This window comes from Alteraurantiacibacter palmitatis (genome assembly GCF_037154115.1).
GTDB lineage: Bacteria > Pseudomonadota > Alphaproteobacteria > Sphingomonadales > Sphingomonadaceae > Alteraurantiacibacter > Alteraurantiacibacter palmitatis.
On record NZ_JBANRO010000004.1, the window covers coordinates 214,880 to 236,228 of the forward strand.

Genomic DNA, 21,349 nt, shown 5'->3' on the forward strand with positions numbered 1-21,349 from the left:
GATCTAGTCCCTCTGCGCGCAAACGGCAAGCATTTGAGTCAACGGGGCGCAGATCACGCAGGTGACGGGGTGAGGACCGGCGCCGGCGCCGCACTCGCCAGCGGATGCAGCGCGGCAAGAAACTGCTGCGCACTGGCCCGCCAGCCGAAGGACCGACCATGCGCCAGGCAGTCGGCGCGGGAAAGAGTCAGCGCCCCCGCGATTGCGCGATCCAGATCATCCTCCATCACGCCGCTTTGGGCCGAGAGCACGTCGAGCGGGCCGGGAACCGGAAAGGCGGCCACCGGTGTGCCGCAAGCCAGCGCCTCGATCATTACCAGCCCGAACGTATCGGTGCGGCTGGGAAAGACGAACACATCCGCCCCGGCATAGGCCGCCGCCAGCGGCGCGCCGGTCAACTGGCCGAGGAAATGCGCGTGCGGATAGCGCGCGCGCAGCGCAGCCAGCGCCGGCCCATCGCCCACCACGACCTTGCTGCCAGGCTGCGAGGTGGCAAGGAAGGCCTCGATATTCTTCTCCACCGCCACGCGGCCCACATAAAGCTGGATCGGGCGCGGCAGGTGCAGGAACAGATCGGGCGGCGCGTAATCGGGGTGAAAAGTGGCGGTGTCCACGCCCCTGCTCCAGTGGCGCAGCTGCGTCAGCCCCTGTGCGCGCAATTGCTGGCGGATCGTTTCGGTCGCCACCATGATTGCGGCGGCGGGGCGGTGGAAATGCCGGATCACCGGCCAGATCAGACCCGAAGGAAGCCCCGTGCGCCGCGCCACATAATCGGGGAATTGCGTGTGATAGGCGGTGGTGAAGCTGCGCCTGTTCGCCAGACACCAGCCGCGCGCCGCCCAGCCCAGCGGGCCTTCGGTGGCGATGTGGATCGCATCGGGCGCGCAATCGGCCAGCAACCGCCCCACCTGACGCCTTCCCGCCAGCGCGAGCCGGATTTCGGGATAAGTGGGGCAAGGGAGGGAGCGGAACCGGTCGGGCGCGATGATTTCCACCTCGTGCCCCATGGCGCGAAGCTCGGCGGTCACGCTTTTGAGCGTGCGGACAACGCCGTTGACCTGCGGGCTCCACGCATCGGTGACGAGGACGATTCTCATGAGGCAATGCGCATCAGGCGGCCTGCGGCACCAGAGCGGGCCGCGACGCCTCTGCCGCTTCGCGCTTGGCGATTTCGGCAGGCCAGTGGAGGATTTCCATCCGCCCGTCTGCGTGTTCGACCAGCGCGTTGCAGCCTTCCACCCAGTCGCCATCGTTCCAGTATTCGACCGTCTTGCCATCATGGCTGAACAGGCGGTGTTCGGCGGTGTGGATATGGCCGCAGACCACGCCGTCCACACCGCGTTCGCCGGCGGCGCGGGCCACGATCTCCTCGTAATGCGAGATGAACTCGACCGCGTTCTTCACCTTGTGCTTGGCCATTTTGGACAGCGACCAATAGGGCAGGCCCAGCTTCTGGCGCACCGCATTGACCCACACATTGGCCGCCATCAGCGCGTGATAGGCCGCATCGCCCACAAAGGCGAGCCAGCGGTGCGCAAGCATGATCGCGTCGAATTCGTCGCCATGCAGCACCATCAGGCGGCGGCCATCGGCGGTATCGTGGAAAGCGGCGCGGCGGATTTCCACCCCGCCAAAGTTGAGGCCGGTGAACTGGCGGAACATCTCGTCATGATTGCCGGGGATATAGACGATGCGCGTGCCGCGCTTGGCGCGCTTCAGGATACGGCGCACAATGTCGTTATGGCTGGCAGGCCAATAGAACTTCTTCTTCAGCCGCCACCCGTCGATAATGTCGCCCACCAGATACATGGTGTCGGAATCGACATGGTCGAGGAAGTCGATCAGCAGCTCGGCATTGCAGCCCTTGGTGCCCAGATGCACATCGCTGATCCACACGGTGCGGAACTTGCGCCGTTTGCCATGCGTGCGTTCGGGAATGGCGTGATCCTGCCGCTCGAAATCGTCGAGCGCATTGGCTGGAGAACCGTTGCCGAAATTGCCTTCGATATAGTCCCCGAACATGGTGCGGGTTCCCTTGTGGCCTTTGTGCATTGAGGGCGCCACTACCGGGCAATTGTTACACAGGACTCACAGTTCAGGGACAAAACGGGGACAATGTGACCGGGAAAAGACGCTCCCTGCGGCGGCAAAGGTGACGAAATTGACATCGTCACGATCACTCAATTCGAAAAATAGATGTCTATTTTCATATGCTTGGACGCCGAAACCGAAGTTGACACTCTGGCGGAACGAAGCAGCCTTGGCGGGCCGGGGATCAACAGTGCAAAGAACCGGCAGCGCGATGCCACGGCGTGCATTCTGTAGGAAAGCCCGCCTGTTCTCAGCCCCGGATCACATAGGGCTGCCGCGCGACCCAAGGTGACACCATATTATACGGCACGGTGATGAACACCGCCTCCACCTCGGCAATCTTGCCGCCCACGATCTTGAACAGTTCCAGCAGCACGAAGCTGTGCGGAAAGTGGAAGATCGAGGTGTGACGGCTGCCATCGGTCCAGGTCACATCGGTCACGCGGCCCGCATGGTCGATGAAACCGGCGGCCAGCACGATCCCCTTCTCCTCATCGACAAGGGGAAAACGCCGGTCGCGCAGGCGATCGTCATAGATATATTGCCCCAGCCGGAACTGGTCGGCCGTGCCCATGCGCGCAATGGGATAGCCCTCGATGTCGGTATTGGTGGTTTGCAGCCCGTTTTCGATCCGGTCGCATTCGTCAGTGAAATGGGTGAACAGCGTGCCGTCGTTCAATTGGATCGTGTCGAAATAACCATCGGCAATCGAAATCAGCCGATCGCGCGGCAGGCGCTCCTGCGGCGGCACATCGGCCAGCAGCAGCGGGCGAACCGGCTTTTCATAGCCCGCAATATTGGGGAAAGGCCCCAATTCGTGCGCGCGGCACACAATCGTCTCGACCTCGGAAATGGCCTCGCCGCGATAGGCCAGCCGCAGCGCCATGATGGCGGGGTGGCCGCGCTCCTCGATCACGCCGAACCAGCTGACCTGCCCCGTGTCCAGATCGGCGCATTTGAGATCGTAATCAGGCCGGCGCGCGCTGATCGTGTTCCACAGCCCGTCGCCCAGCATCAGCTGCACATTGTTTTCGGTGAACACCACATCGTCGGTAAAGGCGAGGCGTGAGGGGTCTTTCGCCACCAGCGCATCCAGATAGGCCTCTGCGCCTGCATAAAGCGCAGCACGCTCCCACTTGCGTCCCGGATGCGATGATACGGCCATGTCATTCCCCTCCTACATTGAGCACGATCTTGCCGAAATGCGCACCCGCTTCCATCCGCCGGTGCGCGTCTGCCGCATCGGCGAGGGCAAAGCTCTGGTCCATCTGCGGGGCAAGATCGCCCTGTTCCACCAGCGGCCAGACCTCGCGCGCGATTTCCTGTGCCAGCGCCGCCTTGAAGGCGTCCGAGCGGGGGCGCAAGGTCGATCCGGTAAGTGTCTGGCGGCGCACCATCAGCTTGCCGACATGGATGTTCGCCTTCGGCCCGCCCAAAGTGGCGATGGTGACAAGCCGCCCCTCCACCGCGAGACAATCCAGATTGGCCTGCGTGTAATCGCCCGCCACCATATCGAGGATCACATCCGCGCCGCGCCCTTGCGTGAAGGCGCGCACGGCCTCGCCAAAATCCTCCTCCCGGTAATTGATCGCCAGATCGACACCCAGAGCGCGCGCCTGCGCGCACTTCTCCTCGCTGCCGCAGGTGGCGATCACCGTAATGCCGAACAGAAGCGCCAGCTTGATCGCCATGCTGCCAATGCCGCTGGTGCCGCCATGCACCAGCAGCACCTCGCCATCGCGCACATATCCGCGCTGAAAGACATTGTGCCACACGGTGAACAGGGTTTCGGGCATGGCCGCCGCTTCGGCCATGGACAGCGCTGCGGGAACGGGCAGGCACACATCCGCCTTGGCCAGACAATATTGCGCATAGCCGCCACCATTGACCAGCGCGCAGACCTTCTGCCCCCGCATTTCCGCCATGACGCCATCGCCCAGCGCCACCACCGTGCCCGCCACTTCCAGCCCCGGCAGATCGCTTGCGTCGGGCGGCGGCGGGTAAAGCCCGGCGCGTTGCAGGCAATCGGGCCGGTTGACCCCGGCATGGCTGACCGCGATCAGCACCTGCCCCGGCGCGGGGCGCGGCACCGGCCGCTGTTCCATCTGCAACACCTCCGGCCCGCCCGGCCGGGCGATTGCGACAGCCTGCATAAGGTCCGGCAATAATTCGGGAAATTCGGCCCCCACGCATCCCTCCCGCAACAGTGCATCACACTTCCACGCCTGTAAGGGGCGCGGGCATTGACAGCAAGCGGCGAGGCGGCAATGCTGCCCACATGGAAGACGATCTTCCCCGCCCGCGCGGCGATGCCGCGAGCCTCCTTTCGAAGGAGCTGCTCGACAGCTATTCGCAGGAAGAGCTGCTCGCCCGCATCGCCCTGCTCGAAGCGGAGATTGCACGGGTCAGGGCGCACCACGCCAAGGCGGTCGATCACCGCAAGCTGGCGGAAGCGCTGTTCCGCCCTTCTGGCGGGAACGGCGACTGATGGCGCTGCGGGCAGCAGATGCGCGGCCCTTGGTCCCTCTCGCAATTGCGCGGCGGCACCTTATATTTTCGTTATCACAAGGCGGGCCGGACATCCCATTCAGCCAGTCGCAATCAACCGGGTGCATGATCGCGCCCACTGGATAGAAACGCATGGCACGCTTCGCGCAGAACCTCGAAAAGACCCTCCACACCGCACTGCAGAACGCCAGCGAGCGTTCGCACGAATATGCAACGCTGGAACATCTGCTGCTCGCCCTGGTGGATGACGAGGACGCCGCCGAGGTGATGAGCGCCTGCGGCGTGGACCTGTCCGAACTGGGCAATGTGGTGCGCCAGTATCTCGATCAGGAATACCAGTCGCTCAAGACCGAGGACAATGCCGACCCGCAGCCCACTGCCGGGTTCCAGCGCGTGATCCAGCGCGCCATCCTGCACGTGCAGTCGAGCGGCAAGGATACCGTCACCGGTGCCAATGTGCTGGTCGCGCTGTTTTCGGAGCGGGACAGCTACGCGGTCTATTTCCTGCAGCAGCAGGATATGAGCCGGCTCGATGCGGTCAGCTATATCAGCCACGGCATCGGCAAGAACGGCCGCCAGACTGACAGCCGCCCGCCTTCCGGCGCGGAAGAACCCGAAGTGCGGGCCGAGGAGAAGCCGGAAAAGAACAAGAAGGATTCCGCGCTCGACCAGTTCTGCGTCAACCTCAACCAGAAGGCGCTGGATGGCAAGGTCGATCCGCTGATCGGGCGCGGGCCCGAAGTGGACCGCACGATCCAGATCCTGTGCCGCCGGTCGAAGAACAACCCGCTCTATGTCGGCGATCCGGGCGTGGGCAAAACGGCGATTGCCGAGGGCCTGGCGCGCAAGATCGTCGAAGGCGACGTGCCCGAAGTGCTGCAGGACGCGGTGATCTACAGCCTCGACATGGGCGCGCTGCTGGCGGGCACACGCTATCGCGGCGATTTCGAGGAGCGGCTGAAGCAGGTCGTCTCCGAACTGGAAAAAATGCCGGAAGCCGTTCTTTTCATTGATGAAATTCACACGGTGATCGGTGCCGGCGCGACCAGCGGCGGGGCGATGGATGCGTCCAACCTGCTCAAACCTGCGCTGTCATCGGGCGCGATCCGCTGCATCGGTTCGACCACTTACAAGGAGTTCCGCAACCACTTCGAAAAGGACCGCGCATTGCTGCGACGGTTCCAGAAGATCGACGTGAACGAGCCGACGGTGGAGGATACGATCAAGATCCTGAAAGGCCTGCGCACCGCGTTCGAGGAGCATCACAAGGTCAAATACACGCCCGAGGCGATCAAGACCGCGGTGGAACTGTCGGCGCGCTATATCAATGACCGCAAGTTGCCCGACAAGGCGATCGACGTGATCGACGAGGCAGGCGCGATGCAGATGCTCGTGCCACCCAGCCGCCGCCGCAAGACGCTGACCGCCAAGGACATCGAGAAGGTGATCGCCACCATGGCGCGCATCCCGCCGAAATCGGTCAGCAAGGATGACAAGGCCGCGCTGGCCAGCCTCGACAAGGATCTGAAGCGCGTGGTCTTTGGCCAGGACGAGGCAATCGAACGCCTTGCCACCGCGATGAAGCTGAGCCGCGCAGGCCTGCGCGATGCGGACAAGCCCATTGGCAGCTTCCTGTTTTCCGGCCCCACCGGCGTCGGCAAGACCGAAGTTGCCCGCCAGCTTGCCCATATCATGGGAATCGAGCTCAAGCGATTCGATATGTCCGAATATATGGAGCGGCACTCGGTATCGCGCCTGATCGGCGCCCCTCCGGGCTATGTCGGATACGATCAGGGCGGATTGCTGACCGATGCGATCGACCAGCACCCGCATTGCGTGCTGCTGCTCGACGAAATCGAGAAGGCGCATCCCGACCTGTTCAACATCCTGTTGCAGGTGATGGATAATGGCCGCCTGACCGACCATCACGGCAAGACGGTGGATTTCCGCAATGTCGTGCTCATCATGACAACCAATGCCGGCGCGGCCGACATGGCGCGGCAGGGGATCGGCTTTGGCGCGGGCACCAAGGTCGAGGCGCAGGACGAGGCGGTGAAGAAGATGTTCACGCCCGAATTCCGCAACCGTCTCGATGCGGTGGTGCCCTTTGCCTATCTCGGCCCGGAAACGGTCAGCCGCGTGGTGGACAAGTTCATCCTTCAGCTCGAACTGCAACTGGCCGACCAGAACGTCCATATCCAGTTCGACAGCGACGCCCGCAGCTGGCTGGCGACCCGCGGCTATGACAAGCTGTATGGCGCACGCCCCATGGCCCGACTCATCCAGGACAAGGTGAAGCAGCCGCTGGCCGAGGAATTGCTGTTCGGGAAGCTGGCGGGCGGCGGCGAAGTCCATGTGAGCGTGAAGGACGACAAGCTCTCCTTCGAACTCACCCCGGCCGCACCAAGGCCCGCCAAGCCGAAAAAGCCCAGCGCCAGGAAGCGCGCGGCCAAGCCGACGCAGGCACCGGTCGAGGATGCGGGCGAGGAGTAATCCTCTCTCACTGCCGCAAAATCGCAGGTGACAAAGGGCGGTGCTGGAACTCCGGCACCGCCCTTGCCATTGATGGGGGATGAGCGCCCCCTTCTCCTGGATACGGCCTGACCCGCGCGGCATTTTCGTGGCCCCGGCCAATGCGTGGATTGACCCATCGCATCCCGCCGATCTGGCGCTTGTCACCCACGGCCATGCCGATCACGCGCGCGGCGGGCACGGGCAGACAGTGGCGACGCCTGAAACACTCGCCATCATGAAGTTGCGCTACGCAACTTGCGCCGGCGCAGTGCCGGTGGCCTATGGCGAGACGCTGCGCTTGGGCGGCGGAGTGGACGCCACCTTCGTGCCCGCAGGCCATGTGCTGGGCAGCGCGCAGATTCTGCTGGAGCACGCAGGCGAGCGCGTGGTTATTACCGGCGATTACAAGCGCAGGCCCGATCCCACCTGCGCGCCTTTTGAAGTCACGCCCTGCGACATCTTCATCACCGAGGCGACCTTTGGTCTGCCCGTTTTCACGCACCCGCCCATTGCAGACGAAATCAGCAAGCTGCTGGCGCGCCTTGCCGCGCAGCCCGATTCCTGCGTGCTGGTGGGCGCCTATGCGCTGGGCAAAGCGCAGCGGATAATTGCCGAACTGCGCACCGCCGGCCATGCCGACACGATCTGGCTGCACGGCGCGATGGAGGCGATGTGCCACCTGTATGAAGAGCACGGCGTGCCGCTGGGCGATCTGCGGCTGGTGAGCGATGCGCCATCGAAAGACGCCTTGCGCGGCGCCATCGTGATCGCCCCGCCATCGGCCCTGAACGACCGCTGGAGCCGCCGCCTGCCCGATCCGGTCACCGCCATGGCCAGCGGATGGATGCGCGTGCGCGGGCGGGCGCGGCAGCGCGGCGTGGAATTGCCGCTGGTTATTTCCGACCACGCCGATTGGGGCGAATTGACGCGCACGATCGAGGAGGTGAACCCGGCGGAAACGTGGATCACCCACGGGCGCGAGGAAGCGCTGCTGCGCTGGCACGAGCTCACCCAACGCCGCGCCCGCGCGCTGGCGCTGGTGGGGCGCGAGGAGGAGGACGATTAGGCGATGCAGGCCTTTGCCGCCCTGCTCGACGCGCTGGTTTACACCACCGGCCGCAACGCCAAGCTGGCGCTGCTGGCCGATTATCTGCGCGCCGCGCCCGATCCCGATCGGGGCTGGGCGCTTGCCGCATTGACGGGCGAGCTGGACTTCCCGGCGGTGAAAGCGTCCACCTTCCGCGCGCTGATGCATGATCGGGTCGATCCGGTGCTGTGGTCGCTGTCGCGCGATTTCGTGGGCGATACGGCGGAAACGGTCAGCCTTCTGTGGCCCGAACCACCTTTTGACGTCACCGCGTCAACGCCTGCTGACATCAGTTTGCGCGAAGTGGTCTCCCGCCTGTCCGCGCTCACCCGCAGCACTGCTCCGGGTGAACTGGCAGCCCTGCTCAATCGCCTGGATGCGTCAGGCCGCTATGCGCTGATCAAATTCGCCACCGGTGCCATGCGCGCCGGCTTATCCGCGCGACTGGCCCGCACCGCCTTTGCGCAGGCCTTTGGCGTGGCGGTGGAGGAGGTGGAGGAATACTGGCACGGGCAAACGCCGCCTTACACCGCGCTGTTCGCCTGGGCGGCCGACGGCGCGCCGCCCCCGCGCACCGACAATCTGCCGCTGTTCCGCCCTTTCATGCTGGCCCATCCTTTGGAGGAGGCAGAACTTTCGCTCACCGATTATGTGGCGGAATGGAAATGGGACGGCATCCGCGCGCAGCTTGTCCATATGGGCGGGGAAACCCGCGCCTTTTCGCGGTCGGGCGATGATATTTCGGCCAGCTTTCCCGAAATGGTGGCGGCGCTGGATCTGCCAGTGGTGCTCGACGGCGAATTGCTGGTGCGCGGGAGCAGCCAAGGCGGAAAGGCCAATCCCGGCACGCAAGGGGGAGCGGCCAGTTTCAACGCGCTGCAACAGCGGCTGGGCCGCAAGAGCGTGAGCAAGGCAATGTTGGCGGAATATCCGGTCTTCATGCGCGTCTATGATCTGCTGCTGCACGATGGCGAGGATCTGCGCCCTTTGCCCTGGCACGCGCGCCGCGCTGCGCTGGAGGCGCTGATGCCGCGCCTGCCGGCCAGCCATTTCGACCTCTCCGCGCTGGTGGAGGCACGCGATTTTGCCGAGCTTGCCGCGCTTCGTGACAATGCGCGCGATGCCGCGATCGAGGGGCTGATGCTGAAGCGGCGCGATGCGCCCTATATTGCCGGGCGGCGTGCAGGCCTGTGGTTCAAGTGGAAGCGCGATCCGCTGCTGGTCGATTGCGTGCTGATGTATGCCACTCGCGGCAGCGGCAAGCGATCCAGCTTCTATTCCGATTACACCTTTGGCTGCTGGGGTGGCGATCCGGCGGAAGGCGGGCAATTGCTGCCCGTGGGCAAGGCCTATTCGGGCTTTTCGGACGAGGAGCTGGTGCTTCTCGACCGGCACGTGCGGCAGCATACGGTGAACCGGTTCGGCCCGGTGCGCGAGGTGGAGCGGCGGCTGGTGTTTGAGGTAGCCTTCGATTCGGTGCACGCCAGCACACGCCACAAATCGGGCCTCGCCATGCGATTCCCGCGCATCCGCCGCATCCGCTGGGACAAGCCCGCGCACGAGGCGGACCGGATCGAGGCGCTACGCGCTCTCATCCGCGATTGACGCCGCGAAGCTGGTGCGCGCATGATGGCGCGATGCTGCACTTCGCGCCGTCCGAACGCCTGCTTGCCTATGCCATTGCCGGGCTGGCGGGCTTTGTCGATGCGTCGGGCTTTCTGGCGGCAGACCGGTTCTTCGTCTCCTTTATGTCGGGCAATACCACACGTCTGGGTGTCGAGCTGGCGGGCGGAGGGCGCGCTGCGCTGGTGGCGGGGTTGCTGCTGGCGGGATTCGTGCTGGGTGTGGCGGCGGGAGCGGTGATGGCCGAGAAGGTGGCGTCACGGCGCAAAACCGCCGTGTTGGCTGCATCGGGCGCGCTGCTGCTGCTGGCGGCGGCGGGGCAGGCGCTGGGCAGCACCGCGGCCTTCCTCGGCTTTGCGGTGATTGCGATGGGCGCGATCAACAATGTCTTTCGCCGCGATGGACAGGTGGCGCTGGGCGTGACCTATATGACCGGCGCATTGGTGCGCATGGGCGAAGGGCTGGCTGGATGGCTGACGGGCAGCGTGCATGGGCGCAAAGGGGCCCTGCCCAGCTTCATCCTGTGGAGCAGCCTTGCCGCCGGGGCCTGCGGCGGGGCGCTGTTGTTTTCAAGCCTGCCCCTGCTCGCGCCATGGGCGGCAGGTCTGTGGGCGCTGGCGCTGGTGGTCTGCGCGTGGCGGATGGAGCAAGGCCCCGCCTAACCCAGTTGCACCAGCTTTTGCCGCGAAGTTGCGCCGCGCAACAAGGTGATGCGCGAGGGCGCGGTATTGAGCGTACGGGCCAGCAATTCCAGCACTGCCGCATTCGCCGCGCCTCCATCAGGGCGGGCGCGCACCTTGATGTGAACCACACCGCCTGCGATGGTGACGGCTTCGGTTCTTGCCCCCGGCGTTACGCGCAGCGCAAGCCGCCCTTCGCCATCGGCCAGCGCGCGAATGGCATGGGCAGGAGCGAGATCAGCCTTGGGTTTCGCCACCAAGTGCAGCCTTGTGCCGCCGCGCCAGTTCGCAATAGCGCTGCGTCTGATAGCGGATCTTGGCGATTTGCCCTTCGTCCTGCGCGCGCAGGAAACGCGCCGGGCGGCCCACCCAGATTTCGTCCGGCGGGATGACCTTGCCGGGGCTGAGCAGCGCGCCTGCCCCCAGCATCGCGCCGCTGGAAATGCGCGCGCCATCCATCGCCACGGCGCCCATGCCGACAAAGCCGCCATCCTCGACCACCGCGGCATGGACGATCGCCATATGGCCGATCACGCAATCCTCGCCAATAATTGTGGGCAAGCCTTGCGTCGGCACGGCGGCTTCGGGGCGCGGCCCTTCGACATGGATCACCGTGCCATCCTGCACATTCGATCGCGCGCCCACTTCGATGCGGTGAATATCGCCGCGCAGCACGCAATTGTACCAGATGCTCGCCTCGGCCCCCACGGTCACATCGCCGATGATGCACGCACCGGGCGCGACAAAGGCGCTGTCGTGAATGCGCGGCATCTTGCCGTCAAAGGGCAGGATCGTGGCACCGGGGAAGCGCGGATCGTTCACTGCTGCGCCTCCCACTCCGCGCGCGTGATCGCCCAGGTGATCGCATGGCAGAAGGGCGGATCATACCGCGTCTCGGTGAAATCCAGTTCGCGCCGCCGCACCATTCCCAGCCGTTCCATCAGGCCCCAGCTGGCGGTGTTCTCGATCAGGGTGAAGGCGACAATCCGCTCCGCCCCGAAACGGGTAAAGCCTGCCGCCAGCGCCGCCTCTGCCGCTTCCCTCGCATAACCCTTGCCCCAGGCATCTTCGCGAAAGCGCCAGCCGATCTCGAACTCGCCCGGAACCGAGCATCCGGGCGCATCGGCGCGCTTCAGGCCGCAAAAGCCCAGCATCTCGCCCGACAAATGCCCGCCATCGCCCTTGCGCTCCACCACCCAGAAGCAGAAGCCGTTGCGCGCGGCGCAGGTGGTAACGCGGGCGCGCTGCGCCGCCATGCCATCGGCGTCCAGAACCCCCGCCAGCCAGCGCATCACGCTGGGCGTGTTGGTCAGGCGGAAGAATTCGGGCCAGTCTTCGTCACGCCAGTCGCGCAGGACGAGCCGCGGCGTTTCCAGCCGGAAATTGGCCTGCGGGTCAGCCATTCAGCAGCCGCGCCGCCAGCGGCGCGTGGTAAGTCAGCACCCCCGATGCGCCCGCACGCTTGAACGCCATCAGCGTTTCCAGCGCCAGCGCATCGCGATCTCCCGCGCCGGCCGCCGCCGCCGCCGCGATCATCGCGTATTCGCCGCTTACCTGATAGGCGAACACGGGAACCTCGAACCGCGCCTTCACCCGCGCCACGATGTCAAGATAGGGCAGGCCCGGCTTCACCATCACGCTGTCCGCACCTTCGGCAATATCGAGCGCCACTTCACGAAGCGCTTCCTCGGCATTGGCCGGGTCCATCTGGTAGGTTTTCTTGTCGCCTTTCAACAGGCCGCCGCTGCCCACCGCATCGCGGAACGGGCCGTAGAAGGCGCTCGCATATTTGGCGGCATAGGACATGATCTGGACATTGGTGTGCCCGCCCATTTCCAGCGCCATGCGGATCGCCTTGATGCGCCCGTCCATCATGTCGGACGGGGCGATGATATCGGCCCCCGCCTCTGCCTGCGTCACCGCCTGATCGACCAGCACGGCCACCGTATCGTCGTTCAGCACATATCCGGCGTCGTCCACCAGCCCGTCCTGCCCGTGGCTGGTATAGGGATCGAGCGCAACATCGGTCAGAATGCCCACATCATTGCCGCAGGCATCGCGGATGGCGCGGATCGCCTGGCACATGAGGTTGTCGGGATTGAGCGCCTCGGCCCCGTCGGCGCTGCGCCGGTCAGGCGGGGTATTGGGGAACAGCGCCACACAGGGGATACCCAGCGCGACCGCCTCCTTTGCCCGTGCGGCAATGCCATCGATGGACCAGCGCGAGACGCCCGGCAAGGAGGCGATCGGCTCCTCCACCCCGCTGCCGCTGGTGATGAAGAGCGGCCAGATCAGATCAGCCGGGGTCAGCACGGTTTCGCGCAGGAGGGCGCGGCTCCACGCATGGGTGCGCGCGCGGCGCAGGCGGGTGGCGGGATAGGATGCAGTCATAGCGGCAAAGTCCTGCCGCAAAAGCGCGGACAGGGCAATCTTGGCAAGTGGCGGGCCAATCTCAGCTGACGATCTGCTGGCGCCGTTCCAGCCGGTCAATCTCGCGCGCGGGCTCCTCGTTCGCTGCGGCAGGCGCGGCGAGCGGCGCCAGCGCTGCACCGGGGGCCACCCCTTGCAGGCGGTTCAGCTGGGCGCGGAAATCGGCAAGTTCGCGGCCCGACAATTGTTCGCGGGTTACGAATTTCACGGTCGCCGGATCAATCGCCTGTCCATTGCGGTACATCTCGTAATGCAGATGCGGGCCGGTGGAGAGACCGGTGGAGCCGACATAGCCGATCACCTGCCCGCGCCGCACCTGCTGCCCGTGGCTTACCGCGATGCGGCTCATATGCGCATAGCCGGTGCCAAGCCCGCCGCTGTGCGCCAGCCGCACGAAATTGCCATGCCCGCCATTGCGCCCGGCAAAGGTCACGCGGCCATCGGTCACGGCATAGATCGGCGTGCCGTGCGCGGCGCGGAAATCGAGGCCCGCGTGCATCCGGCGATACCCCAGGATCGGGTGGCGGCGCATACCATAGCGCGAAGTGACCGGGCCGGGCACAGGGGCGAGCAGGCCTTCGCGCTGTTCCCCCACGCCGGCCGTGTCGTAATATTTGCCGTCACGGCCCCAACGCATCAGCTGCTTTACCGGGCGGCCGTTGCGCAGGATCCCGGCATAGAGCAATTCGCCTTCCTCCACTTCGCCGGTTGCGGCGCGCTTGTAATCCACGATCAGGTCGAATTCGTCACCGGGGCGGATATCGCCCGTCAGGCTCATTTCGGTGCCGATCACGCGCAGGAATTGCTGCACGCTGCGCGGCGGCGCGCCCGATGCGCGGGCGGAACGGTACAGGCTGCTGCCCACGGCCGCGCGGATGCGCAGCGGCGTGGTGTCCACCGCGATGGGGCGGGGGTCAAGCACCAACCGCCCATCCTTGCGCTCCACCGCCAGCGCCAGATCGAACCGCGCGCGGAAGGACAGCGCATCCACCGGGCGGCTTGCCCCTTCGGCCGGGCGGCGGCCCAGCGTGATATCGACCTTGGTGCCCGATTCAATCTCGGTCAGCGGAATGGCTGCGCCCACCATGCGGGTGATCTGCGCGGCTTCGGCATCGTCCACTCCGGCGCGGCGCAGCATCCGTTCGAAACTGTCGCCCTGCGCCAGCGTGGCGACCAGATCGAGGCGCGGGCGTTCGGGCGCGCTGGCGAGCGGGATAACCGCCGGCGTTGCGCCCATGCGCCGCCCGCTGTCGGCGCCCAGCGCCAGCGGCATGATCATGTGGCTGCGGAATTCGTCGCGCACATCGGCATCGATGCGCATCGCGGGCGCGGCCTCCACCTCGGAAAAGCCGGGAAAACCCGCAATGGCGATGGCCGACAATCCCACCAGCGTCGCCACCCCCCGCAGCCACCGGCGCGAACCGATGTCACGCGCCAGATCGGGTGCCAGATCAAGGCCCGACAGCCTGAGCGAGGCGTGCTCGCGCCATTCGTGGTAGCGGTCGGCAAAGCTGGCGATGCGCGCCTGCCGATGGGACGAAGGCCGGGGCGAGGAGGCAGCACCGCCGTGATCCACCGCATGGGCGAGCGAAAGCTGCGCGGAAGGCGCATGGCCTGCTCCTGCGGCTTCCATTGCCTCGTCCTTGCGGTCGGTAAACACGCGCGCCCTCCCTTGTCGTTGCTCCCATGCCGCATGGCGCGGGCGCGGGGCAACCCAGTCCGGCTGAATTTCTGGCGTTCTCCCATGCCCGCATAAAGTAAATTCCGCCTTAAGGTCGACCAGACGAGTCTCCTGCACGACGAACCGAATCCGTCAGACCGCGGGTTTTCCCCTACCGCCCCAAAGCCCAAGATTGCGCGGGCAGCCCATGGCCTTACAAGTGCCTGTTCTTGTGAGTTCGCGTGTCTCTGACAGCCGGATTCGCGCGATCCTGGGCCCGACCAATACCGGAAAGACCCATCTGGCGATCGAGCGGATGTGCGGCCATTCCAGTGGAGCAATCGGCTTCCCGCTGCGCCTTTTGGCACGCGAAGTCTATGACAAGGTCTGCAAGCTGAAGGGCGCGGGCCAGGTTGCCCTGATTACGGGCGAGGAGCGGATCGAACCGCCGAACGCCCGCTATCTCCTCTGCACCGCCGAAGCCATGCCGCGCAGCGCGAACGAACGCGCCTTCGTGGCGCTGGACGAGGTGCAATTGGGCGCAGACCGCGAACGCGGGCATATTTTTACCGACCGGCTGCTCAATGCGCGCGGGCGGGAGGAGACGATGCTGCTGGGATCTGCCACGGTGGAGCCGCTGGTGAAGGCGCTCATCCCTGGCGTCACGGTGGAGGGGCGTCCGCGTTTTTCCACGCTCAGCCACGCAGGCTCTGTCAAATTGTCGCGCCTGCCGCCGCGCAGCGCGGTGGTCGCCTTTTCGGTGGAGGAGGTTTACCGCGTGGCCGAATTGCTGCGCCGGTTTCGCGGCGGGGCGGCGGTGGTGATGGGCGCGCTCAGCCCGGAAACGCGCAACCGGCAGGTGGCGCTGTTCCAGTCGGGCGAGGTGGATTACATCGTCGCCACCGATGCGATCGGCATGGGCCTCAACCTCGATGTCGCCCACGTCGCCTTTGCCTCTTTGTCGAAATATGACGGGGTGCGCCACCGGCGGCTGCACCCGGCGGAAATGGCGCAGATCGCAGGCCGCGCCGGGCGGCATCACCAGGACGGCACCTTTGGCACGCTCAGCGGCGGCGGGGGCGGATCGGGCGGGCGCGACACTGCCTTTACCGACGAGGAAATCTACGCGATCGAGCAGCATCGCTTTGCCCCGCTCACCCGTCTCTTCTGGCGCGATGCGGAGCCGCGGCTCGACACACTCGATAATCTGATCGCGGATCTGGAACGCGGGCCGGATCATCCCGCGCTCGCCCCCGCGCCCGAAGCGATCGACCTTGCGGTGCTCAAGCGCCTGTCGGAAGATGCGGATATCGGCGGCGCGGTGCGGGGCGCCGCGCAGCTTCGCCGCTTCTGGGATGTGTGCCAATTGCCCGATTTCCGGCAACAGGGCGCAGAAATGCATTCGCGCTTTGTCGCGCGTCTCTGGCGTGACTTGAAAGACGGGCATCTGGGCGCCGATTTCGTCGCGGCGCGCATTACCGACCTTGGTGATGTGCGCGGCGATATCGATACATTGCAAGGAAGGCTCGCCGCGATCCGCAGCTGGGCCTATATCTGCCAGCGGCCCGATTGGGTGCTGGCGCGGGAGGAGATGGCCGCACGGGCGCGCGGGGTGGAAGCGCGCCTGTCGGATGCGCTGCACCAGCGGCTGACGGAACGGTTCGTCAACCGCCGGACAGCCATATTGATGAAGAGCATGGGGAAGGATGTGGGTTTGTTGCGCGTAGCACTTGAAGAAAACGGCCAGGTCACGGTTGAGGGGCAGGTGATCGGGCATCTGGAAGGTTTCCGTTTCGTGGTGGATGCCGATGCCACGCACGAGGATCGCAAGCTGATGCTGGCCGCCGCTGAAAAGCACCTGCCGCACTTGCTGGCCGCAAAGGCCGCTGCGCTTGTGGCGAGCGAGCTGGGCGAGCTGGAATTGGGCCGCGATGCCACCGGCGCGCCGGCGATCCTGCGCGATGGGCAGGTTGTGGCCCAGCTGGAGCGCACGCGCGAGCCGACGCGGCTGCGCCTTGTTCTTGCGAAAGACCTTGCGCCGCTCGATCCGGCGCACCGCGCGCGGCTGGCCGAAGCGCTGGAGGTGTGGCTCGAAGGCAAGCTCGCCCCGCTCATGCCAATGCGCGCGCTGGAGGAAGCCGCGAAGGATCCCGAGGTGGGCAGCGAGGTGCGCGCGCTTCTGCTTGCCCTGGTGGAGCGCAACGGATCGGTCCGGCGCGAGGAATCGGGCATTGCCGCCATCCCCAAGGAGAAGCGCCCGCTGCTGCGCCAGCTGGGCATTATCATCGGCACGCTCGATGTGTTCCAGCACGCTTTGCTGAAGCCTGGCGCGCGCGCGCTGATGGCGCAGCTCGGGCTGGACACGCGCCCGCTCAATCCCCGCATGGAGGCCGTAATCACTCCCGAAGGCCCGCTTCCTGCCGGCTATTGCCGCGCCGGCACGCAGGCCGTGCGCCTCGACATGGCGGAAAAGCTGTTCCGCAGCGCGCACGAAACGCGCGAGAAGGCGGGCCAGAAGCAGGGCGGCGGCGGCTTCCTGATGGATGCCGGGCTCGCCACCTCGATGGGGCTGGTGGCCGAAAACTACCTGAAGCTGATGCGCGAGGCCGGATTTCGCGCCACCGAGCCGCAACCGCTGGCCGAAGGCGCGCTTGGCCCGCCCGCACCGCGCCTGTGGACCTGGCGCCCTCCGCGCCGCGATAATCCGGCCAGCCGCCCCGCATCGGGCGAGGAACGCAAGCCCCGCCATCCGCGCGGCCCGCGCGGCGCCCACAACTCCGCTGGCAAACCCGCCGGCGCACCGCGGGACGCCAAGCCCGCGGCGCGCGGCACGGTGCGCAAGCTCGATGGCCCACCTCCCGGCGGGGGAGCCTTCGCAGGCCTTGCGGACCTCTTGCGAAAGTGAGGCCCGCGCCATGAGGCTCGACCTGCTGCTGGTGCGGCTGCGCTTTGCCGGCTCGCGGCAATTGGCGCAGGACTGGATCACGGCAGGCCATATGCGGCGCAACGGGCAAAGGGTGGTGAAGGCCAACCAGCCGGTTGCGCCGGGCGATGTGCTGACCCTGCCGATGCGACACTATGTGCGGGTAATAGAAATCCTTGCTTTGCCGCTGCGGCGCGGTCCGCCAAGTGAGGCGCAAGGCTGTTATCGGGTGCTTGACGCTGGCGCGCCAATCGCCATAGCAGGCAATCATGTGCCGCAAGCAATGGAAAGCGCGGCAGACCGGATCGAAGGGAAATCGCTCACATGACCTATGTCGTCACCGACGCCTGCATCAAGTGCAAGTACACCGACTGCGTCGAAGTGTGCCCGGTGGACTGCTTCTATGAGGGCGAGAATATGCTCGTCATCAACCCGTCCGAATGCATCGATTGCGGCGTGTGCGAGCCGGAATGCCCCGCCGAAGCCATCCTGCCCGATACCGAAAGCGGCACCGAGAAGTGGCTGGAGCTGAACGCCCAGTACTCGGCCGAATGGCCCAACATCACGCAGAAGAAGGATCCGCCGGCGGATGCCGATGCCTTCAAGGGCGTGGAAGGAAAGTTTGAAGCGCATTTCTCGCCCGAACCGGGCGAGGGCGACTAAGTCCTTGCCGTATAAGGATTAATTTCCGCTGCTATTGGCGTGGTGAACGCCCTGCGGTTGCTCCGTGGGGCGTTTTGCCATGCCTATGGCAATTTTGTGGCGAATCTGCTATATGATGCCCGGTCGTGCGGATCAGGTGATGATCGGCGCGTGCAGGAAGGCAGGTTTCCCCCACACTCAGCGATAACAGAACCGGGATAAAGGCCGCCGGCGGGTCGTGCGGTCTGCAAATCCCTGTCGCTGGGTTGGAAGCTGCCGGCAGAGAAAGGACACTACATGGCATCCAGTGCCCCCGCCTTCGATGTAGGCGATTATGTTGTTTATCCCAAACATGGCGTCGGACGCGTTATCGAGCTGCAGAGCGAAGAAATCGCCGGAATGCAGCTGGAACTTTATGTGCTCCGCTTCGAAAAGGAACGCATGACGCTGCGCGTTCCGGTCAACAAGGTGGAAGCGATCGGTATGCGCAAGCTTTCCAGCGACAAGACGCTGAAAGAAGCGATGGAAACGCTGAAAGGCAAGCCCAAGGTGAAGCGCACCATGTGGAGCCGCCGCGCGCAGGAATACGAAGCCAAGATCAATTCGGGCGACCTCGTCTCGATTGCGGAAGTGACGCGCGACCTGTTCCGCCCCGAAGACCAGCCGGAACAGTCCTATTCCGAACGCCAGATCTTCGAAGCGGCTTCCAGCCGTCTCGCACGTGAACTGGCGGCGATGGAAAAGACCGACGAACCCACCGCGCTGCGCAAGATTCTGGACGTGCTGAAGGAACACGCTCCGCAATATTACGAGAGCACGCCCGAAGACGCCTGAGGGTAACCCAGGGCGACAGAGCGTAACCAAACGCCACAAAAGGCCGTCCGGTGCGAACCGGGCGGTCTTTTGCTTGCCGTGAACGCACGCCGAGGTCATCATGCGCAGGTTCTCATTTGGGGTGTGCCGCTGATGCGCCTTTTCCGCCTGCTTGCCTGCCTGCCCATCGCCTTGCTGCTGCCCTCCTGCGTCAGCACCGTGGCCGATGTGGTGACCGCCCCGGTGCGCGCGGTGGGCGCGGCGGTGGATCTCGCCACCACCAGCCAATCCGAAGCGGACGAGAACCGGGGCCGCGAAATCCGCCGACGCGAGGAACGCCTGGGCCGCCTCCAGCGCGAATATGACGAAGAGGCCCGCCGGTGCGAGCGCGGGAATGACGAGGCCTGCCGCGAGGCCATCGCCATCCGGCGCGAAATCGACGCGCTCATCCCGACGATCCCGGTCGAGCCGGAACGCCGCCGCGATTAGCGCGCCGCGCGTGTGAGCCGATCGTTGATCGCCGCGCCGATGCCCTCTTGCGGCACCGGGGCCACCGCAATGCGCGGATGCGGCGCGGCGGCGGCCTGGTGCAGGCAGGCGTAAAGCCGCGCCGCTGCCTCGGCCAGATCGCCATGTGACGAGAGCGAGCAATCGCCCGCCACCGGGCCAAAACCGATGTGGAATTCGTCTGCCGCCGCCTCTGGCGCATTCAGCCGCACCGGCTTGCCCGGCGAGTAATGGCGCAGCATCTGTCCCGGAGATTCGATACGGTTGGGCGCGTCGAGACCCTTTGCAATCTCCACAGGCTCGCTGCCCAGCACGGCGGCAATCTGCGCCCGCGTCACCGGCCCTTCGCGCAGGAGGCTCCACCCACCCCCTTCGCGCAGCGCCACAATGGTGGATTCGAGCCCTTGCGCACAGGCGCCGCCATCCCAAATTGCCGCCACGCCTTCGGACAGCGAGGCCGCGACATGGGCGGGCGTGGTTGGGCTCACTCCCATGCTGCGATTGGCCGATGGCGCGGCCAGCGGCAGGCCCAGTTCGGCCAGCAAGGCGCGGGTCAGCGGATGGGCGGGCACACGCAGGGCCACGGTGGGCAGGCCGGCTGTCACCGCCGGCACAAGCCCGCCGCCCTCCCGCAAAGGCAGCACCAGCGTCAGCGGCCCCGGCCAGAATCGCGCCGCCAGCGCCTCGGCCCTCTCGTCAAGCACGGCCAGCTTCCGCGCCGCCGCCAGATCGGCCACATGGACGATCAGCGGATTGAAGTCGGGTCGCCCCTTGGCGCGATAGATGGCGGCCACCGCCGCTTCGCTGTCGGCCCGCGCGGCCAGGCCATAGACCGTCTCGGTCGGCACCGCGACGAGCCGCCCCTCGCGCAGCAGGGCGACAGCGCGGGCCATCCCTTCGGCATCGGGCGACAGGGTGAGAGGCGGGTTGATGGCCATATTCCACTCCCGCTAGGCCCGTCCTCCGCCTTCGCCAAGCCCCCACGCAACCGCAAACGGCTTGACGCCGCGCCCACATCGGGGCGAGTCAGGCGCAATGGATGATACGCTGCACCAGCTTCGCCGCATTGCCGACGCGCTCGACCGGCTCGCCCCGCCCCCGCCCCATGCGGCGGACTGGCACGATGCACCCGCCTATATCTGGAACGGACAGGCGCGCGCGGTGGGCCAGATCGATGCGCCGCCGCTGGATCTCCTGCGCGGCATCGACCAGGCAAAGGAGCGGGTGGCCGCCAATGTCGCCCGGCTGGCGCGCGGGGAGGCGGCGCACGATATGCTGCTGTGGGGTGCGCGCGGCATGGGCAAATCGGCGCTGCTGCGTGCATCGGTGAAGGCCGCGCAGGCCGAAGGCGGCAATATCGCGCTGGTGCAGGTGGCGAGCGGCGCGCTGGACAGCCTGCCGGCCTTGTTCACCGAGCTGGCGCGGGCGGGCCGCAATATGCTGGTGTTTATCGACGATCTGGGTTTTGCCGAAGGCGATGCGGATGGCCCGCGCCGCTTGCGCAGCTGGCTCGATGGCGGGGTGGAGGCGCGGCCTGCCAATGTGCGCCTTGCCGTCACCTCCAACCGGCGCGCGATTGTCGTGCGCCACGGGGCGGAGCAGGACGATCCCATCAACCCGCGCGATGCGGTGGACGATAATCTGGCGCTGGCCGACCGGTTCGGCCTGTCGCTGGGCTTCCACACCTGTTCGCAGGACGATTACCTTGCCATCGTGGCAGGCTATGCCGCCGCGCACAGCCTTGCCTTCGACGAAGGCGATGCGCTGGAATGGGCCAAACGGCGCGGCGCCCGCTCAGGCCGGGTGGCGTGGCACTTTGTTACCGAACTGGCAGGGCGGGCAGGCAAGACGCTCTGAAATCCGTCAGAACG

21 protein-coding genes are annotated in these 21,349 nt (G+C 65.9%); 11 read left to right on the top strand and 10 right to left on the bottom strand.

Going from position 1 to position 21,349, the window contains the following annotated elements; genetic code table 11:
• Nucleotides 1–53: 53 nt before the first annotated feature.
• From WFP44_RS06290 to WFP44_RS06305, 4 genes are all read right to left on the bottom strand, one after another.
• The gene (locus tag WFP44_RS06290; protein WP_336925558.1) at nucleotides 54–1,097 is read right to left on the bottom strand and encodes a glycosyltransferase family 4 protein; all 1,044 of its coding nucleotides are present in this window, start codon (nucleotides 1,095–1,097) and stop codon (nucleotides 54–56) included.
• Nucleotides 1,098–1,110: 13 nt separating this feature from the next.
• Entirely contained in the window at nucleotides 1,111–2,022 is a 912-nt protein-coding gene (locus tag WFP44_RS06295) for a UDP-2,3-diacylglucosamine diphosphatase (protein ID WP_336925559.1), read from the bottom strand.
• A 319-nt stretch (nucleotides 2,023–2,341) separates the two neighbouring features.
• The gene (locus WFP44_RS06300) at nucleotides 2,342–3,256 is read right to left on the bottom strand and encodes a DUF8021 domain-containing protein (protein WP_336925560.1); all 915 of its coding nucleotides are present in this window, start codon (nucleotides 3,254–3,256) and stop codon (nucleotides 2,342–2,344) included.
• Nucleotide 3,257: 1 nt separating this feature from the next.
• Nucleotides 3,258–4,244, bottom strand: coding sequence for an NAD(P)H-quinone oxidoreductase (locus WFP44_RS06305; RefSeq protein ID WP_336925561.1), 987 nt, complete (start codon nucleotides 4,242–4,244; stop codon nucleotides 3,258–3,260).
• 125 nt (nucleotides 4,245–4,369) lie between these two features.
• On the opposite strand from WFP44_RS06305, the gene WFP44_RS06310 reads away from it, so the two are divergent.
• The 5 genes from WFP44_RS06310 (at nucleotide 4,370) to WFP44_RS06330 (ending at nucleotide 10,485) form a co-directional block, all read left to right on the top strand.
• The gene (locus WFP44_RS06310) at nucleotides 4,370–4,579 is read left to right on the top strand and encodes a DUF1192 domain-containing protein (RefSeq protein WP_336925562.1); all 210 of its coding nucleotides are present in this window, start codon (nucleotides 4,370–4,372) and stop codon (nucleotides 4,577–4,579) included.
• 152 nt (nucleotides 4,580–4,731) lie between these two features.
• Nucleotides 4,732–7,092 (top strand): ATP-dependent Clp protease ATP-binding subunit ClpA, encoded by a 2,361-nt coding sequence (gene clpA, locus WFP44_RS06315; protein WP_336925563.1) that lies wholly within the window; start codon nucleotides 4,732–4,734, stop codon nucleotides 7,090–7,092.
• A gap of 79 nt (nucleotides 7,093–7,171) precedes the next feature.
• Nucleotides 7,172–8,179, top strand: coding sequence for a ligase-associated DNA damage response exonuclease (locus WFP44_RS06320; protein WP_336925564.1), 1,008 nt, complete (start codon nucleotides 7,172–7,174; stop codon nucleotides 8,177–8,179).
• A gap of 3 nt (nucleotides 8,180–8,182) precedes the next feature.
• Nucleotides 8,183–9,805 (top strand): cisplatin damage response ATP-dependent DNA ligase, encoded by a 1,623-nt coding sequence (locus tag WFP44_RS06325; RefSeq protein WP_336925565.1) that lies wholly within the window; start codon nucleotides 8,183–8,185, stop codon nucleotides 9,803–9,805.
• 32 nt (nucleotides 9,806–9,837) lie between these two features.
• Complete coding sequence (locus WFP44_RS06330; protein WP_336925566.1) at nucleotides 9,838–10,485, top strand: YoaK family protein; 648 nt, start codon at nucleotides 9,838–9,840, stop codon at nucleotides 10,483–10,485.
• Here the strand turns inward: WFP44_RS06330 and WFP44_RS06335 are convergent.
• The 5 genes from WFP44_RS06335 to WFP44_RS06355 all read right to left on the bottom strand — a co-directional run bounded on the left by WFP44_RS06335 (nucleotide 10,482) and on the right by WFP44_RS06355 (nucleotide 14,593).
• A complete protein-coding gene (locus WFP44_RS06335; RefSeq protein ID WP_336925567.1) occupies nucleotides 10,482–10,760 on the bottom strand; it encodes a DUF167 domain-containing protein in 279 nt (92 codons plus the stop codon). The genes WFP44_RS06330 and WFP44_RS06335 overlap by 4 nt on opposite strands.
• Nucleotides 10,741–11,325: a gamma carbonic anhydrase family protein gene (locus tag WFP44_RS06340; protein ID WP_336925568.1), complete on the bottom strand. Its 585-nt coding sequence runs from the start codon at nucleotides 11,323–11,325 to the stop codon at nucleotides 10,741–10,743. Before WFP44_RS06340 ends, WFP44_RS06335 begins: the two co-directional genes overlap by 20 nt.
• Nucleotides 11,322–11,906, bottom strand: coding sequence for a GNAT family N-acetyltransferase (locus WFP44_RS06345; protein ID WP_336925569.1), 585 nt, complete (start codon nucleotides 11,904–11,906; stop codon nucleotides 11,322–11,324). The genes WFP44_RS06340 and WFP44_RS06345 overlap by 4 nt, the downstream gene beginning before the upstream one ends.
• On the bottom strand, nucleotides 11,899–12,894 hold the full coding sequence (gene hemB, locus WFP44_RS06350) for a porphobilinogen synthase (protein WP_336925570.1): 996 nt from the start codon (nucleotides 12,892–12,894) through the stop codon (nucleotides 11,899–11,901). The genes WFP44_RS06345 and hemB overlap by 8 nt, the downstream gene beginning before the upstream one ends.
• A gap of 61 nt (nucleotides 12,895–12,955) precedes the next feature.
• Nucleotides 12,956–14,593, bottom strand: a complete 1,638-nt coding sequence (locus WFP44_RS06355; protein ID WP_336925572.1) for a M23 family metallopeptidase — start codon at nucleotides 14,591–14,593, stop codon at nucleotides 12,956–12,958.
• A 208-nt stretch (nucleotides 14,594–14,801) separates the two neighbouring features.
• On the opposite strand from WFP44_RS06355, the gene WFP44_RS06360 reads away from it, so the two are divergent.
• The 5 genes from WFP44_RS06360 (at nucleotide 14,802) to WFP44_RS06380 (ending at nucleotide 19,460) form a co-directional block, all read left to right on the top strand.
• A complete protein-coding gene (locus tag WFP44_RS06360; RefSeq protein ID WP_377922590.1) occupies nucleotides 14,802–17,498 on the top strand; it encodes a helicase-related protein in 2,697 nt (898 codons plus the stop codon).
• A gap of 10 nt (nucleotides 17,499–17,508) precedes the next feature.
• The gene (locus WFP44_RS06365; protein WP_336925573.1) at nucleotides 17,509–17,844 is read left to right on the top strand and encodes a S4 domain-containing protein; all 336 of its coding nucleotides are present in this window, start codon (nucleotides 17,509–17,511) and stop codon (nucleotides 17,842–17,844) included.
• A complete protein-coding gene (gene fdxA, locus WFP44_RS06370) occupies nucleotides 17,841–18,179 on the top strand; it encodes a ferredoxin FdxA (RefSeq protein ID WP_336925574.1) in 339 nt (112 codons plus the stop codon). The genes WFP44_RS06365 and fdxA overlap by 4 nt, the downstream gene beginning before the upstream one ends.
• Before the next feature lie 276 nt (nucleotides 18,180–18,455).
• Nucleotides 18,456–18,992, top strand: a complete 537-nt coding sequence (locus tag WFP44_RS06375) for a CarD family transcriptional regulator (protein WP_336919744.1) — start codon at nucleotides 18,456–18,458, stop codon at nucleotides 18,990–18,992.
• A 132-nt stretch (nucleotides 18,993–19,124) separates the two neighbouring features.
• Nucleotides 19,125–19,460, top strand: a complete 336-nt coding sequence (locus WFP44_RS06380; RefSeq protein WP_336925575.1) for a hypothetical protein — start codon at nucleotides 19,125–19,127, stop codon at nucleotides 19,458–19,460.
• On the opposite strand, the gene WFP44_RS06385 is transcribed toward WFP44_RS06380, so the two are convergent.
• Entirely contained in the window at nucleotides 19,457–20,416 is a 960-nt protein-coding gene (locus WFP44_RS06385; RefSeq protein ID WP_336925576.1) for an L-threonylcarbamoyladenylate synthase, read from the bottom strand. The two genes, WFP44_RS06380 and WFP44_RS06385, sit on opposite strands and share 4 nt — an antisense overlap.
• 97 nt (nucleotides 20,417–20,513) lie before the next feature.
• On the opposite strand from WFP44_RS06385, the gene WFP44_RS06390 reads away from it, so the two are divergent.
• Nucleotides 20,514–21,335, top strand: a complete 822-nt coding sequence (locus WFP44_RS06390; protein WP_336925577.1) for an ATP-binding protein — start codon at nucleotides 20,514–20,516, stop codon at nucleotides 21,333–21,335.
• Nucleotides 21,336–21,349: the final 14 nt, after the last annotated feature.